This window comes from Pseudarthrobacter sp. C1, from assembly GCF_034720455.1.
In the GTDB taxonomy this organism is placed as follows: domain Bacteria; phylum Actinomycetota; class Actinomycetes; order Actinomycetales; family Micrococcaceae; genus Arthrobacter.
In genome coordinates, this window is record NZ_JAYESK010000002.1 from 393,922 (window position 1) to 408,499 (window position 14,578).

Annotated in this window: 14 protein-coding genes and 1 tRNA gene; 8 read left to right on the forward strand and 7 right to left on the reverse strand. The window is 67.0% G+C overall.

Features of this window, described 5'->3' with window-relative positions; genetic code table 11:
* Nucleotides 1-9: 9 nt before the first annotated feature.
* Nucleotides 10-513, forward strand: coding sequence for an Lrp/AsnC family transcriptional regulator (locus U7114_RS04465; RefSeq protein WP_321214012.1), 504 nt, complete (start codon nucleotides 10-12; stop codon nucleotides 511-513).
* A 17-nt stretch (nucleotides 514-530) separates the two neighbouring features.
* Here U7114_RS04465 and U7114_RS04470 read toward each other — a convergent pair whose 3' ends face one another.
* A complete protein-coding gene (locus U7114_RS04470; RefSeq protein WP_323056629.1) occupies nucleotides 531-1,784 on the reverse strand; it encodes an MFS transporter in 1,254 nt (417 codons plus the stop codon).
* Between the two features lie 172 nt (nucleotides 1,785-1,956).
* Between U7114_RS04470 and U7114_RS04475 the strand changes: the two genes are divergently transcribed.
* Genes U7114_RS04475 through U7114_RS04490 form a run of 4 tightly spaced genes read left to right on the forward strand, consistent with a single transcriptional unit; the run spans nucleotide 1,957 to nucleotide 4,454 of the window.
* Nucleotides 1,957-2,436, forward strand: a complete 480-nt coding sequence (locus U7114_RS04475; protein WP_157241672.1) for an Lrp/AsnC family transcriptional regulator — start codon at nucleotides 1,957-1,959, stop codon at nucleotides 2,434-2,436.
* A 31-nt stretch (nucleotides 2,437-2,467) separates the two neighbouring features.
* Nucleotides 2,468-2,893: a DUF1761 domain-containing protein gene (locus U7114_RS04480; protein ID WP_323056630.1), complete on the forward strand. Its 426-nt coding sequence runs from the start codon at nucleotides 2,468-2,470 to the stop codon at nucleotides 2,891-2,893.
* Nucleotides 2,894-2,930: 37 nt separating this feature from the next.
* Nucleotides 2,931-3,926: a magnesium/cobalt transporter CorA gene (gene corA / locus U7114_RS04485; protein WP_157241670.1), complete on the forward strand. Its 996-nt coding sequence runs from the start codon at nucleotides 2,931-2,933 to the stop codon at nucleotides 3,924-3,926.
* Between the two features lie 3 nt (nucleotides 3,927-3,929).
* On the forward strand, nucleotides 3,930-4,454 hold the full coding sequence (locus U7114_RS04490; RefSeq protein WP_323056631.1) for a hypothetical protein: 525 nt from the start codon (nucleotides 3,930-3,932) through the stop codon (nucleotides 4,452-4,454).
* On the opposite strand, the gene U7114_RS04495 is transcribed toward U7114_RS04490, so the two are convergent.
* From U7114_RS04495 to galU, 5 genes are all read right to left on the reverse strand, one after another.
* Nucleotides 4,443-5,243 carry a PKD domain-containing protein gene (locus U7114_RS04495; protein ID WP_323056632.1) on the reverse strand — a complete coding sequence of 267 codons (801 nt, stop codon included), beginning with the start codon at nucleotides 5,241-5,243 and terminating at the stop codon, nucleotides 4,443-4,445. The genes U7114_RS04490 and U7114_RS04495 overlap by 12 nt on opposite strands.
* Before the next feature lie 231 nt (nucleotides 5,244-5,474).
* A tRNA-Ala gene (locus U7114_RS04500) sits at nucleotides 5,475-5,547 on the reverse strand.
* 129 nt (nucleotides 5,548-5,676) lie between these two features.
* The gene (locus U7114_RS04505) at nucleotides 5,677-6,597 is read right to left on the reverse strand and encodes a hypothetical protein (protein WP_323056693.1); all 921 of its coding nucleotides are present in this window, start codon (nucleotides 6,595-6,597) and stop codon (nucleotides 5,677-5,679) included.
* A 105-nt stretch (nucleotides 6,598-6,702) separates the two neighbouring features.
* Nucleotides 6,703-7,323 carry a GNAT family N-acetyltransferase gene (locus tag U7114_RS04510; RefSeq protein ID WP_157241666.1) on the reverse strand — a complete coding sequence of 207 codons (621 nt, stop codon included), beginning with the start codon at nucleotides 7,321-7,323 and terminating at the stop codon, nucleotides 6,703-6,705.
* Between the two features lie 4 nt (nucleotides 7,324-7,327).
* Entirely contained in the window at nucleotides 7,328-8,233 is a 906-nt protein-coding gene (galU, locus tag U7114_RS04515) for a UTP--glucose-1-phosphate uridylyltransferase GalU (protein ID WP_323056633.1), read from the reverse strand.
* Nucleotides 8,234-8,312: 79 nt separating this feature from the next.
* On the opposite strand from galU, the gene U7114_RS04520 reads away from it, so the two are divergent.
* The 3 genes from U7114_RS04520 (at nucleotide 8,313) to cpaB (ending at nucleotide 10,214) form a co-directional block, all read left to right on the forward strand.
* A complete protein-coding gene (locus tag U7114_RS04520; RefSeq protein ID WP_157241665.1) occupies nucleotides 8,313-8,936 on the forward strand; it encodes a 5-formyltetrahydrofolate cyclo-ligase in 624 nt (207 codons plus the stop codon).
* A gap of 121 nt (nucleotides 8,937-9,057) precedes the next feature.
* The gene (locus tag U7114_RS04525; RefSeq protein ID WP_323056634.1) at nucleotides 9,058-9,342 is read left to right on the forward strand and encodes an FmdB family zinc ribbon protein; all 285 of its coding nucleotides are present in this window, start codon (nucleotides 9,058-9,060) and stop codon (nucleotides 9,340-9,342) included.
* Nucleotides 9,343-9,446: 104 nt separating this feature from the next.
* A complete protein-coding gene (gene cpaB, locus U7114_RS04530) occupies nucleotides 9,447-10,214 on the forward strand; it encodes a Flp pilus assembly protein CpaB (protein WP_157241664.1) in 768 nt (255 codons plus the stop codon).
* Between the two features lie 85 nt (nucleotides 10,215-10,299).
* Here cpaB and U7114_RS04535 read toward each other — a convergent pair whose 3' ends face one another.
* The gene (locus U7114_RS04535) at nucleotides 10,300-14,457 is read right to left on the reverse strand and encodes a DUF4011 domain-containing protein (protein WP_323056635.1); all 4,158 of its coding nucleotides are present in this window, start codon (nucleotides 14,455-14,457) and stop codon (nucleotides 10,300-10,302) included.
* Between the last annotated feature and the right edge of the window lie 121 nt (nucleotides 14,458-14,578).

Here is a 14,578-nt window from a genome sequence, read left to right on the forward strand (position 1 = left end):
GGAGTTGCAGTGAGCACGAACGCCAGGAATCCCAGGCCGGGAGCGCACCTTGAGCCGCTGGATGCGATTGACGAACGGCTCCTGGCCGCGCTGGTGGCTGATGCCCGGATCTCCAACAAGCAGCTTGCGGAACTCGTCGGGATTGCCCCTTCCACTGCCCTGATGCGGACACGCGCCCTGTCCGAACGCGGGATCGTGCAGGGCTACGAGGCCAAGCTCAGCCTTTCTGCCATCGGGCGGTCCGTGCAGGCATTGGTTGCCGTGCGCCTCCGCGCCCACGACCGCGACCAGATTGACCGCTTCACTGCCCGGGTGCCGCACCTGCCCGCGGTGCTGTCCACGTTCCACACCTCAGGCTCCGTGGACTATCTGCTGCACATCGCCGTCGCCACTACCGAGGACCTGCGGGACTGGGTGCTGGACAACCTGGCAACTGATCCGGTGGTGGGGCACACGGAAACCACCCTGGTGTTCGAACACATCCAGGGCAATCACGGGCCGCTGCCTGAGTAAGTGCCCTGCGGAACGGACTAAGCGGCACCGCCGCGGCCGATGACCGCGAGGCGGAAAGTCACGGCGGAGAGGATTAGCGCCGCCGCGCCGCACAACAGAACGAAACCCGCTATGGCGGCCGGCACACCGACCACGCCGGAGGCCCAGCCCAGGCCAAGGACCGGCACAGCGCTTCCCAGGTACGTGATGACATAGACGGTGCTGACGATCTGGGCGTGCCGTGATGCCTCCACCTTGGCCGCCACCTCGTTGAAGACAGTGCGGAAGGCGATGCCCTGCCCTACCCCGGCCGCAAGGGCGGCTGCCACGAGCAGCAGCGGATTCCCCCAGGCGCCCGCGGCCCCCAGGAGAAGCACGGAAACCCCCAGGACGCCAAGCCCCGCCGGAACCACGTAGCGGCCCCGAAGGGTCAGCAGCTGGCTCAGCGCCGAGGACCCCAGGGCCAGGCCGGCCAGCACGCCGACCAGGGGGCGGGAGTCTGTGGCCAGGACCTGGGCAAAGTAGCCGGGTGCAAGCGATAGGCAGAAGCCGAAGACAGCGAAGCTGAGGAAGCCGACGCCGGCAGCGAGCCAGAAGGCGCCCCTCGCCTCCCGCGCTACGGAAGGGCGGCGGGGTGCCAGTGCCTGCAGCGGCCTGGCGGAGGCCGGAGGATTGATCGCCGGGCGGGCATGAAGCAGGTACAGCGGCACCAGGAGGCCGGCCAGGACCAGCGAATGGACGTAGTAGGGTGCGCTGGTCGGGCCAGGGAGGAGGGACAGCAGTCCGCCAATCACCGGTCCGGCCGCCACTCCGCCGGACGACGCCAGCAAGGTGAATCGGGATGCCCACTCGGGACGGGTCGGGAGGAGCTCGCGGAGGGCTGCGGCACTGGCCCCGGTTGCCAGCGCAACGGCTGCGCCCTGCAGCGCCCGCCCGGCGCACAGGGCAGCGAGCGTCTGTGCCTCGGCAAAGAGCCAGCCGCCTGCCAGCCCGATGACGACCGCGAGGATGAGCGCAGCCCGGCGCCCGATGTGGTCCGACCAGTGCCCGGCCAGCATGAGCGTGGCCACCAGGGACAGGACATAGCTGGCAAACGCGGCGGTCACGCCCAGCGTGGACAGCCCGAGTTCCGCCTGCAGGAGCGGATACAGCGGCGTCGCGAGGTTGGCGCCCACCAGCAGGACGAAAATGACCGCGCCGGCCATCACCAGGCGCGCCGTGGTGGACGCATCCCAACCCGCCCTGGCAGCAGCCGGGGCAGGACGCATCCGGAGTTCGCTGAAGACCGTCATGTGGCGCCGCCTTTTGGTTCTACCGCGGCAGGTGGACCTTGTGGGAGCCCGGCGCGGGATGGATATCCGATGGCACAAGAATGCGGTACTTCTGCTCCATTGCTCGAAGATCTGCGGACCTATTGCGCAAAAACGTCAAAATCTTCCCGGCCATGTGATGCAGAATGACAATATGAACAATCTGGATGCCACCGACCTGAAGATCCTGCTGGCCCTCATCCGGGACCCTCGGATCCAGGTCGGTGAACTAAGCGAGTCCCTGGGCATCGCCCGCAACACGGCCCAGACGCGGCTGCGCCGCCTCATCCGGGCAGGAGTACTGAGGCCGGGCGGCCGCGAAGTGGACCTGGAGGCTGTGGGCTATGACGTTGTGGCCTTCGTGACGATCGAGGTCTCGCACCGGGAGCTGGACGGCGTGGTGGCCGCACTCCGACTGATCCCGCAGGTACTGGAAGTTCATGAAATCTCCGGACGCGGCGACGTCTGGTGCCGGGTGGCAGCCACGGACACCCACAACCTCCAGTCCTCCCTGAGGCAGGTCCTGAGGATCAAGGGCGTGATCCGGACCGAAACCGTACTGGCCCTGCATACCCATATCCCCTACCGCACCGAGCCGCTGATCAGCGGCCTGGCCAAGGCGTCAAACACCTGACGTCCGCGCCCGGGCGGCTAGGATTTCCAGAATGGACTGGCTCTCGTACGTTTCACAGATCAACTGGCTCGCCGTGCTGCTGGCCTTCGTCGCGACCATGGCCATCGGCTTTGTCTGGTACATGCCCTCGGTCCTGGGCAACCGGTGGATGGCCGCCATCGGCAGGACGGAGGACGATCTCAAGAACATCAGCGGCGGGGCAGGCATCTGGGTCCCGATGATGGCGGCCGCGGCCCTGACGGCGGTCCTGCTCGCTGTCCTGATCACCAGGCTCGGACTGGACAGTGCCGTGGCGGGCGGCTTTTTCGCCTTGGTCGCGGGACTCGTCTTCAGGGCAGGCGGCCACGTCATCCACAACGGCTTCGCCGGGCGCCCGGCAGCCGTCACGCTGATCGACTCCGGCCATGACATCGTGGCCATGACGGTGGCCGGCGCCATCATCGGAGGAATGTCGTGATGGTGGCCGCTGTCCTCCCGGCGGAAGACCGGCGCCCATGACCATCATTGACAACGCCGTCTACGTCAACGGGGTCCGCCACGTGGAGCCCGAAAACCTGGAACAGACCTTCGAAACACTGGCCCGGCACGGAGGAATGGCCTGGATCGGCCTCTACCGGCCCACCGAGCAGGAAATGGCTGCCGTTGCCGCTGAATTCGGCCTGCACGCACTTGCGGTGGAGGACGCCATCTCGGCCCACCAGCGCCCGAAAATCGAGCGCTACGAAGACAACCTGTTCACTGTCCTCCGGCCTGCACGGTACCTGGACGCGACTGAAACGGTTGAATTCGGCGAGCTGCACATCTTCACGGGGAAGAACTTCGTGGTCACGGTCCGTCACGCCGAGACGGCCGGCGTGGCACAGGTGAGGCAGCGCCTCGAAGGCCGGCCCGACCTGCTCCGGCACGGCCCCGAGGCCGTGCTTTACGCCCTGCTCGACCGGGTTGTGGATGACTACGGGCCCGTGGTTGCCGGACTTGAAAACGACATCGACGAAATTGAAGACCAGCTTTTCAGCGGTGACACCGCCGTATCCCGGCGCATCTACGAGCTTGCCCGTGAAGTCATCCAGTTCCAGCGGGCCATCCATCCCCTGCCGGACATCATGCGCCAGCTCAAGCAGGGCTTTGAAAAGTACGACGTGGAGACCGATCTCCGGCACAGCCTGCGTGACGTGGAGGACCACGTGGAACGGGTCATCTCCCGGGCCGATTCCTTCCGCGACCTGCTGCAGAACGCCCTGACCCTGGACGGCACCCTCACCGCCAACCGGCAGAACGAGGCCAGCGCCGAGCAGAACGAACAGGTGAAGAAGATATCCTCCTGGGCTGCGATCCTCTTCGCACCGTCCTTCGTGGCCGGGATCTATGGCATGAATTTCGACCACATGCCCGAGCTCCACTGGGAGCTGGGATACCCGATGGCGATCGGACTGATGATCGGGACGGCGGCCCTTATGTACGGCATCTTCAAGAAGAAGGGCTGGCTGTAAGGCATGGAATCGCGGTCACAGCCTCCAGCCCTCCGGGAAGGCCGCATTATTGTTCCCGGCAGCAGCCGCCAGTTGGCTGCCTACGGCCTGTTCCGTCCGCAGCCCGACCGGCACCGGGCTCTCCCATCCGGTTCCCGTACGTTCGATGCCAAGGCCCTGGAGCCTGACCTGCTGTGGATCAGCTTTGACGAACTCTGCGCGCCGGGCACGTCGGCGGAGGACTACTCCGTCCTGGCGGCCGGTCCGGAGCTGTGCGTTATTGACGGCGTGCCAGCACCGGAACCTGCGGACGCAGGGTCCCGGGCTGAGGCCTGGGAGCAGTTCGCCGCCGTTCTTGCCGTCCTCGCGGCCAGGAATGCGACGCTTTTTGTTGTCGGCACCGGGCCCATGGACTGGGCGGCCGCCGCCTCTGGCGCCGCGGACGCCCGGCTGCGTGCCTCCCTTGCCGGCATCGACCGGCTCCTGGTGGGCCTTGGGAGGGTTGAATCGGACGAGGCCATCGCCGTTGAGGGCGTTTCAGGGAGTTAGGCAGGGGAACTCCCTGCCGGAGCCTGCTACTTTGCCGCCGGCAGCGTGGTGCCAGCGCGCCGCCCGACCTCCATGCCCGCGGTCAGGCCGAAGATTTCGACTCACGTCCTCGTCCCTTTGGATGTCTGTAACCGTGACGGAGCGTGCCGTCTTTTCGATCCGGCCGACCGGCATGCCGTTGATCGCGACAGCCCAAGAGTCTGCGGCCGGGTCATCGGACTCCCAGGTGACCTTGATTGTGCTGATTCCATTCACCGTGGTCAGGGCCTCGGCCTGGACATTTCCCGGCGGGGCCAGTTGCTGATGGAACGGCTTCGTGCTGACGTGAACGGGGACCCGGAGGACGTGGGTGCTGCCGATCGGGTTCGAGACCCGCAGCGCCAGTTCTCCCTCGAATTCATCCTCATAGGTGTGCTTGTAGGCCGGCCCGGTGGTCGTCGCATCGTAAGTGCCGTCGCCGTCGAAGTCCCACTCGTACTTGCTGATCGCACCGACGGACCCGGAGGCGTCGAAGGTGATCTCCATGCCTGGTGCGGCGTAGTAGCCGTTGATAGGAAACCTGGCCTCGACGCCGTTGTTCTTGCCCAGCGGGATGACGGTGACCTGCAGCGGAGAGTCCCCGCCCTGGCCGGTCGGCGGGCTGGCCTGGGGGGAGGCGGTGGCTGCAGGGGCCGGAGGAGGGGCTGCCGGGGTTACCTCCGGTCCGTACAGGGCACCGGGGCCTTCGGCACAGGCGCTGAGCATGAGCGCAAGCCCACTGGCCGCCAGAACGGCTGCGTTCCTGTTCATCGATCTCCCCATTGATCTTTTCCTTCAGGAAGAAGCATGCCCAGATAATGGCCGGTTGCGCTACGGGGGCGGCAACAAGATTGCCGCAATAAAGTCTGTGCCTACAGCCAGGCGCCCAAGGCGTGGCGTGCTCCAGCCTTGACCAGGCGTTCGGCGTCGTGTCCCAGGTCCAGGTTGAGCAAGAAAGTGCCTATCGAAACAGCACGATGGCCAGGAAACTCCTTCAAACGGTGGAGCTAAGGGGATTCGAACCCCTGACCTCTTCGATGCGAACGAAGCGCTCTACCAACTGAGCTATAGCCCCGGAACCATCCGCCCCTGCAGGTGCGGCACCGGTGACCCTAGGCTACAAATTTTCCGGGGAGAATGCCAAACCGCCATGCCGACCCCGGTTTACGGGAACCGCGCGGGTGGCCTGTCCGCACTGCCCGGGTCAGGCGCGGCGGCGCTGCAGGACGTCGTCGAGATTGCTGAGGGCGCTCTGCGCCTTGGAAAGCTGGGGCCCGTCCGCGGCAGCAGTACCCGCCGGCGGCGCGGCGGCCGCACCTTGCTTCAGGGACGGCTTGCCAACAGCCTTGGGCGATTCGGGGAGCTCCAGGGGCTCGGGGTCAGGGCGCTCGGCCTTGGCTGCCTCAACATAAACGGGCTTGGGGACCTCTACGGGCTCCCACGTGGCAGACGCCGGTGCAGCGCCCGCGGCACCGGCTGCTGCGGCGCTCGGATCCCCCGCGGCGACCGCGACCGCAAGTGCAGCCTCGCGCAGTTCCACTGCGGTCAGCGGCTTTACCTTTGGCTGGTGCGCCTCGGCGTCGAAAAGCGGGTTGTCCGGCCTGGCCGGCGCTGCTTCAGGCCTCGGCGGGACATTCCCGGCAGCCTTGGACTGCCGGGGCGGTGCGGTCATCGCGGACCGGAAGGCTGCGTTGACCTTGGCTCTCCTGTCCCGGACAGCCAGCCAACGCAGGAGGACCACGGATCCGGCGGTAAGTCCGAGGCACGCCAACGGAAGGACGGGAGCGCCCAGCCCGAAGAGGAGGAGCACTCCGGAAACGAATGCGGTGGCCAACGACAGCAGCCCGATGAGGGCGAGTGCCGTCCGGCCATAGCGTATGCGGAACTTGGCCCCGGCCGGCGTGCCGGCAGCAGCGGTCCCGGGTCCGGCGCTCTTCCTGGTGTCCATGGCTTTCTCCTGCTGGGCGGCAACGTTCATAACCAAAACGGCTGGCGATTCCGGTGTTTCATCGGCTGCGGCGTCTGCCAGGAAATCGCCGGCGGGCTGGAACTGGTGCCTGCGGTTCCGGAGGACGTAGGGCGCAACCCACACAATCCAGAGCACAACGGCAACCACAAGGATCACTGAGCTGCTAAGGGGGAAGTCCACACTCAAAACCGTATGAGCATCCGGCCCGCTGCGGCAGCATTAGCTGCGGTGTGTCGTGGCGCAGACGGCAATTCACTGGATTTATGACCGGTGTGAGGCAAGCCACGGCCTAAGTAGTCCCTCCGGGACCTCTTCAGACGTCAAGGCAAACGAGCGGTGGTCGGCCCATTCACCGTTGATGTGGAGGTAGCGCGGCCGGTAGCCTTCGTCCCGGAACCCGAGTTTCTCCACCACCCGGAGGCTGGGTCCGTTCTCTGGCCTGATGTTGATTTCCATCCGGTGCAGGCCCAAGGTCTTGAAGCAATGGTCCGTCACCATGGCGACGGCGGTGGGCGCGATGCCGCGGCCCGCACAGGCCTGGTCCACCCAGTAGCCGAGGGTTGCCATCATGGCCGAGCCCCAAACGATCGACGATACGGTCAGCTGGCCAACAATGGGCGGCTTGACGCTGCCGGGCCGCCTCTCGGTGATGAGGAAGGGCAAAGCCGTTGCCTGGGCCGCCTGCGCCTTCAATGACCGGACCATCTGCCGGTAGTCCGGCAGGCCGCCGGATGGATCCGGGTTGGATGCTTCCCACGGCGCCAGCCACTGGCTGTTGCGGGACCTGACTTCCGTCCATTCCTTCTTGTCCCGGTACCGGATGGGCCGCAGGACCAGATCCCCGCATTCCAGGGTCACGGGCCAGATGGGACCAGGGCGCATGGCGCTACTTGGACAGGCCGGCGGTGAAGCCGGGCAGCCATTCCCGCAGGCCGGGGCCGAGGTCCTCGCTGTCAATGGCCAGCTGGACGCAGGCCTTGAGGTAGCTGAGCTTGTCCCCGGTGTCGTAACGCCGCCCCCGGAACACGACGCCGTAGACACCGTGCCCTTCGCCGTCACCGGTGGCCAGTTCCTGGAGGGCGTCTGTCAGCTGGATTTCGCCGCCCCGTCCCGGCCCGGTGCGCTCAAGGACGTCGAAGACGGCCGGATGGAGTACGTAACGGCCAATCAGCGCCAGGTTGGAGGGCGCTTCCTCCGGGCTCGGCTTCTCCACGAGCCGGTTGACCCGCACGTATGATTCGCCGTCGATCGGTTCGATGTCAGCGCAGCCGTAGGCGCTGATCTGCGAGGGTTCCACTTCGATCAGCGCGACGACGGAACCACCGGTTTTGGCCTGGACATCAATCATGGTGCTGAGCAGTTCGTCCCGGGCATCGATCAGGTCATCGCCCAGCAGCACGGCGAAGGCTTCGTCGCCAACGTGCTGCTTCGCGCGGAGTACGGCATGGCCCAGTCCGTGCGGGTCCCCCTGCCGGACGTAGTGGATGTCACCCAGGTTGCTCGCAGCCTGGATGGACGCCAGCTTCTCGGTATCCCCCTTGCCTTCAAGGGCGGACTCCAGGGACGGCACACGATCGAAGTGGTCTTCCAGCGCCCGCTTGTTCCGCCCGGTGATCATCAGGACATCGTTGAGGCCGACGTTCACGGCTTCCTCAACCACGTACTGGATGGCAGGCTTGTCCACAACGGGAAGCATTTCCTTGGGCATCGCCTTGGTTGCCGGCAGGAACCTGGTGCCAAGTCCGGCGGCAGGAATGACAGCTTTGCGTACTCTCGGATTACTGGTAGTCACCGGACTAATCTAACGTCAGCGTCAAGCATTCAGTAATCAGGGGATGGCCGACGCCATGCGGCAGCTACGGAGGAAACACATGACGCTTGAGGATTCAAAGGCGGCCAAGGACGAGATACGTGCTGCCCATCGCCGCCGTCGTGCTTTACTTACGCTCCAGGAGCGGCAGGATGCCGGGGAAGCCTTGGCGAAGCACGGGGCAGCGTGGGCAGATTCGGTAACCCGGGGGAAGGCAGCGACGGTCTGCGCCTACCTCGGAGTCGGGGCGGAACCGCCCACGCTGCCGCTGATCGCGGCCCTCCACGACGCCGGCCACAAAGTCCTGCTTCCCGTCTGCGAGCCGGGGCGGGAGCTGAAGTGGGTCTTCTGGGCGCCGGGCGTCGATCTGGTCAAGAGCAGGTATGCCCCCATCCTGGAGCCCGTGGGGACACGGCACGAAATTGAGGTGGCCGGGGAAGCTGCCGCCCTCTTTATCCCTGCCACCGCGATTGACCTCGCGGGCAGCAGGGTAGGCCAGGGCGGAGGCTACTACGACAAGTTCCTGGGCCACCTCGAATCAGCCGGGAAGCACATTCCGCTGGCCGCGGTGATCTACGACGGGGAACTGCTGCCTGCCGGCAGGATTCCGGTGGAGGCATTCGACCGGCCGGTGCCTGGCGTCGTGCTTCCCTCCGGGTTCCGGAGCCTGGCGGACGCCGCCTGACCGGGGAAGTCCCCGCGTACGAGGATGGTAGAATTAGCACTCAGGCCCTGCGACTGCTAATGGACATCCATAATCCAGAGGCAGTCCGGGACCTCTCGTTTGCCCAAGAGGAGGAGCACCAGTGCCAACGTATGCGTACGCCTGCAAGGATTGCGGCCATGCCTTTGACATCGTCCAGTCGTTCTCGGACAGCTCTCTGTCGTCGTGCCCTGAGTGCCAGGGTACCCTGCGCAAGAAGTTCAACAGCGTGGGCGTTGTCTTCAAGGGTTCCGGCTTCTACCGCACAGACTCCCGGGATGCCAAGGGCAGCACGGCTTCTGCCGCTCCCGCTGCCTCGGCGGCAACGCCTGCGGCAACGCCTGCGGCTGCACCAGCTGCTCCGGCTCCGGCTGCTGCCGCCAGCTGATCCACGTTCCGCGGTCCAGGCTGCTGCCTGGCAGCTGACTGCGTTGTCCACATAGCTGCCGGCGCCCCTGCCGCGGCCGCCATGCGCGGCTTTAGCGTGGGCACATGCCTGCACACGGACAGCAACACCGGGTTGTATCAAGCGCGTCGCACGGACCTGGGCTCCCCGGGGCTTTACGGCGCAGTGGCGCCCACGGCGGGAGCCGCGCCGCCGGCCACAACGCACGCCGCCGCCCGCCGGCCCGCTTTGCCTCCTGGCTGAGCCGCAACAGGCGGCTGGCCGCCGCGCTGCTCCTTTGCGCCGCAGCCGCCATCACCGTCCAGCAACTTACGCCGGCACCGGTCTACACGGTGCCTGCGCTCGCCGCAGCCCGCGACCTTCCCGCCGGCACAGCCATGGCGGCTGCGGACCTCGCCTCTGTCCAGGTACCGCCGGGCATGCTGGCCGACGGATTCCTCAACGGACCGGGCGAGGCGGCCGGGAAACAACTCGCGGCGCCGCTGCGCAAGGGACAGCTGCTCACGGATGCCCAACTGCTTGGTCCGGGGCTGCTCGCCGGCACTCCCCCAGGGTCAGCGGCTGTTCCCCTTCGCATGGCGGATCCATCGTCCATCCAGCTCGTCTCCCCAGGGCAGCTCGTGAACGTGGTGCTAACGGCAGCCGGCGGCTACGACCAGCAGGAGCCACCGGAGGTCCTGGCTTCAGGGGTTCCGGTGTTGTGGACTTCCGGTCAGGGCGGGCAAGGCGGCCAGTGGCTGGGCACGGCGGAGACGGACGGACTCATAGTGGTGGCCGCCAATCCGGAACAGGCGGTTCGGCTCGCCGGCGCCTCCACCCAGGGAAAGCTGTTTTTCGTCCTGGTGGGGCCGTAGCCCTGCGAGCGATGGTCCGGGCCGGCGCGCAGCCACAGCGCCAGCCTCCACGGACGCAGGCTCCTGCCCCGGCTGCGATCCTGCCTCAGCCCCAGTGCGGGGGTTTCTGTTCCTTCAGCCACGCATCGTGGTCGTCGTCTTCGCGGTCGCCCCAGCCCCGGGCTTCGTCTTCCGCCGCCTTGTTCGGCAAGGCAGACGTGCCCGGCAGGGCGGCCGTGCCCGGGGTGGATGCGCTGCCGGGAACGGGGCCGCCCTCCTGGTCCTGCCCGGCTGCAGCTTCTGCGGCGACGGACGGCTCGGTGTCCGAAGAGTCGTTCTTCTCGTGATCCGGGGCCATGGCACCCGCCTCCTTGCTGTCCAGGCGTTCGGCCTGTGCTGGTTCATGGTCCGATGCCGCGCGCCGGGACACGGCATCGATTCCGTTGAGCGCCTGGTCCACGTCGTCGTCCAGGAAGGCGATGGATGTGGACGTCCGCCCGGAGAGCGCGTTCTTTTCGAGGCCGAGGTATCCTGCGATGCGGTCGGCGCAGGCGGACGGATCCGTGAACACCTCGATGGTCCACAGCGGCATGTAGCGCCAGCCGAGGCGCTCCAGCAGCTGGGGGCGCAGCCGGCTCCGCTCCCGGACGCTCAGGGCGCGGTACTGTTCGGTGCCATCCGATTCAATCGCCACAGGCCAGGGGAGGTCGGCATCCTCCTGGCCCATGGTGCTCAGCGGATCTGCGGCAGCCACCACGTCGATGGCGCCGTCATACTGGTGCCACACCCGGGCGCCCCGGGCGCGCAGGCGGTCTCCAAGGTCAGCCACCAGAGGATCGGCCCCAAGGGCCTGCTCGCTGGCCGCGGCCCGCGAGGCCGGAGTTCCGAGGTCCGTGTTTCCCGCAATCTCACGGTCAAGGAGCGAGTAGAGGTCCACGGCGCCGTGCGTCAGCCTGGTGTGGTCCAGGTCCTCGGGCCGGAAGCAGGTGAGAACGTGCATCGACCTGCGGGCGCGGGTCATGGCCAGTGCGAACTTCTCCCGGCCGCCCTCGGCGGAGAGGGGCCCGAAGTTGTGCAGGGCCCGCCCGTGCGGTGTGCGGCCAAAGCCGGGCGAGAAGATGACATGGTCGCGTACCAGCCCTTGGGCCCGTTCAAGATCGACAACGCGGAATGACTCGGGGCCGGCTCCGAAGAAGCCCGCCAGGGCCGGGTAGTTGGGCAGCTGGAGCCGGATGGATTCCCCGATCCTGGCCGCATGGCGGAGGCTTGCCGTGACCACGGCCAGCGACGTACGCGGGCGCAGCCGGGCGTGCTCGAAGACCAGCTGGACCACGCGGTTGACTTCCGCCACCACGGATTCCACGCCCTCATGGTCTGCACTGGGCAAGCCGGTGCCGTCCGGCAGGTACTCCACCAGCAGCGACCGGTCCAGTCCCGTGGCGGACTGACCCTCCGGGAGCCGGCGGAGGCCTCCGTCGTAAAAGTTCTTGCTCAGCTGCAGCACGAGGTCCTCATCCACCGCCCGGTAGACGAAGTTGAGCCGCCACACCGGAAGTACCCTGGACAAGGCACCAAAGGCGCTCTCCACCCGCTGGTGCGCCGATTCGCCAGGCGCCAGGCGCTCGACGCCGACAGTAAACGTGCGGGGGCTGGCGATGCGGGAGTCGCCGAAGGCAATGACCTGCCTGGCGCGGGCGATGGACGGCAGCACCGCCTGGAGCGACGTCGCCTCGGCGTCCAGGATGACCACCGCGTCAAAGCGCTGCTCCGCCGGCAGCAGGCCGGTCATGAGATAGGGGCTCACGGACCAGACCGGCACCAGGGTTCCGATCAGTTCAGGCGCCTGCGCCGTCAGCGACGGCAGCGACACCCTGCCATCCTTGAGCAGGCTCCGGAGGAGATCCGCTTGGCGGGGGTGCGCGGCGATGGCGCCGCGCCACCGCTCGGCGAGGTCCCAGCGGAGGCGGGCGGCGCCGCTGGCAATGTGGGCGTTGTCCGCAAGGCGGTACTCGGCCTCCAGCTTCCGCAGCGCGTCGCCGTCGGACATGGCCAGATAGTCGTCGCCGCTGATCATCGCTTCAAGGGCGGACTGCCACCATGCCAGCTCAAGTTCGGCCCCCACCGAGCCTGCGGGAACCTCGCGCTCGGCGAGGTCGGCGAGGAGCTCACCGAGCCCGTGCTCGCGCATGTTCTCAACCAGCAGGGTGCGCTCGGGCAGTGTCTTCAGTGTGTCGGTATCCGCCACCAGCCGTCCAAGGCGCTCCATGAGCTCTTCGTAGCGCACGGCAGCCAAGGAACCGCCGGCCTCCGTGTGCCGCAGGGCCTCACCCAGGCGGGCCAGGTCGCCGTCCAGCGAACGGTACATCGCGTTCATCTCGGCGAGCCCGGACGGCACGGCGGGATGCCGCTGCGTGGTCGCATAGCCTGCCCACAGCGCCCGCTGCTCCTGCACCAGCAGCAGGGAGGTGTGAAGGTCGGCAATGTGAACCCCGGGCCGTACGTACTCCTTCGCGACCCTGCGCAGCCTTGAACGCTGTATGGAGGTCATCTCAATGCCGCGCTCCTTGCGCCAGGCCGAGGGCGCGGTGGCGGAAATGAGGTCCGTGACCGGGCGGTCGAAGATGTCCGGCGTGAACTTGTCCAGGCTGCCCCGCACCGCCACCAGGAGCTCAAGCTGCTCGCCCCACTCCGCAAAGGAGGCACCCAGCCGGATTTCCGCGTGCTCGGCAACCGCCTCCATGCGGTCGCGCAGCGCAGGCAGGCTCTTCTCCACGGAGCGGACCAGTTCCTGCGCTTCCTCGGTCTCTTTGCGCGTCAGCAGCCGGGCGCCATGCCACGGGCTGGTGGTGGAGGCCTTGCTGAAGCTGCCCAGCTCAGCTGCCCGGCGGAGCCTGCCTGCAAGCTCGTCACGGTCCCGGATGCTGTCCAGGACGCTCCGCTTCAGCCGGACGGTGGTGGCCGGGGCAGGGTGGATGGAGGTGAGCTCCGCCAGCGACTGCATGGCCTGGTACGGGGAGCAGCCCCACCGCTGCCTGACGTTGTGGAGCGAGGCCACGTGGTCCATCAGGGCGTGGCGGTGCTCCGTGAGGGTGTTGTGGAGATTTCCCAGCTGGGGTTCAAGCGACTTTTCGTTGCGGACGATGGCCCGGACCAGCTGGGCTTTCAGCTGCTGGGCGGTGACGTTTCCGGACAGCTGGAAGAGGATGGACTCCAGGCCCAGGCCCTCCAGCTGGCCGGATACTTCGTTGAGGCTGGCGCGGCGGTCCCCCACCACCAGGACGGTTTTTCCGGCATCCACCAACGCACCGATGGTGTTGATGGCGGTCTGGGTCTGGCCGGTGCCCGGCGGGGTCCTGACCACCAGGGAATCCCCGGCACGGGCAGCGTCTATGACGTACTGCTGGTCCGTGTCCGCGTCCAGCAGGAGCAGTTCGTCCTGGGGGTGCCTGCTGTCCAGGGGAGGGAAGCGTGAGGGATCCGGCTCCTCGACGTCCACCATTTCGCCTCCGCCCGCGGTGGCCAGCGCGGAGATGAGCGGGTTGGAGTCGTTGATCCACGGGTCATCCAGGTTGCCCGAGAGGTCCGCGAAGGTTGAAACCAGCAGGTTGTGCTGGGCTTCTGCGCCGTGGATGGGCCTGATCAGCGTGCCCAGCCGGTCCAGGACGGGCTGCGGATCGAAGCGGGCCGTGCTGTACGCAAGCCGGGTGACGGCGTTGACGTCGAAGACAATGCCGTGGATGTTCTTCAGGTGCCGCACCAGGGCGGGGTTGATGTGCGCCTGCTCGGTCAGCTGGAGTTCGTAGTCGTCCTCCCCCGGCCGGACGGTCAGGGAAATGGCCGTGAGCATGACCGGCGCCGAGACGCGCTGGGGCTTGCCGCCGACGGCGGACGTCCACACCACGGTGCCTGCGGAGAGGTAGCCGGCGTCAATGCCGCGCTCATTGGAAAGCTCGAAGATCTTAGACCTGATGTTCCGGGATGCCCTGGCTGCGACGACGTACTGCTGGCGGTCCCGGATCAGGGTGGACAGCCGCGTCTTGCGTCCGGCCATGAGCTGGGCCAGCCCGGACGGGTGGGCGTGTGTCAGATCGATGGAACCTTCGGGAGTCTTGGTGAAGCGCAGCATTGTGTCCGCCCCGGTGACGGGTTTAAGCCCGGACAGCCATTTGCGGAGCTCCTCGGAGCCCTCCGGGTGGCCTTGACCAACTGACACTACTGCCTTCTTTTCTGCGCTTGCACGTGACGTCCTGGACCATACGGGCATAGGTTCGAGAGTAGCCGCTTAGGCGGCGGGACTGAGAGACCGCAACACTGCGCGCCCCGAAATTCCGGAGGATTTCACCCCGGAACACCAGTGGCGGGGCTCCCTTGACGGAGGCCGGCCA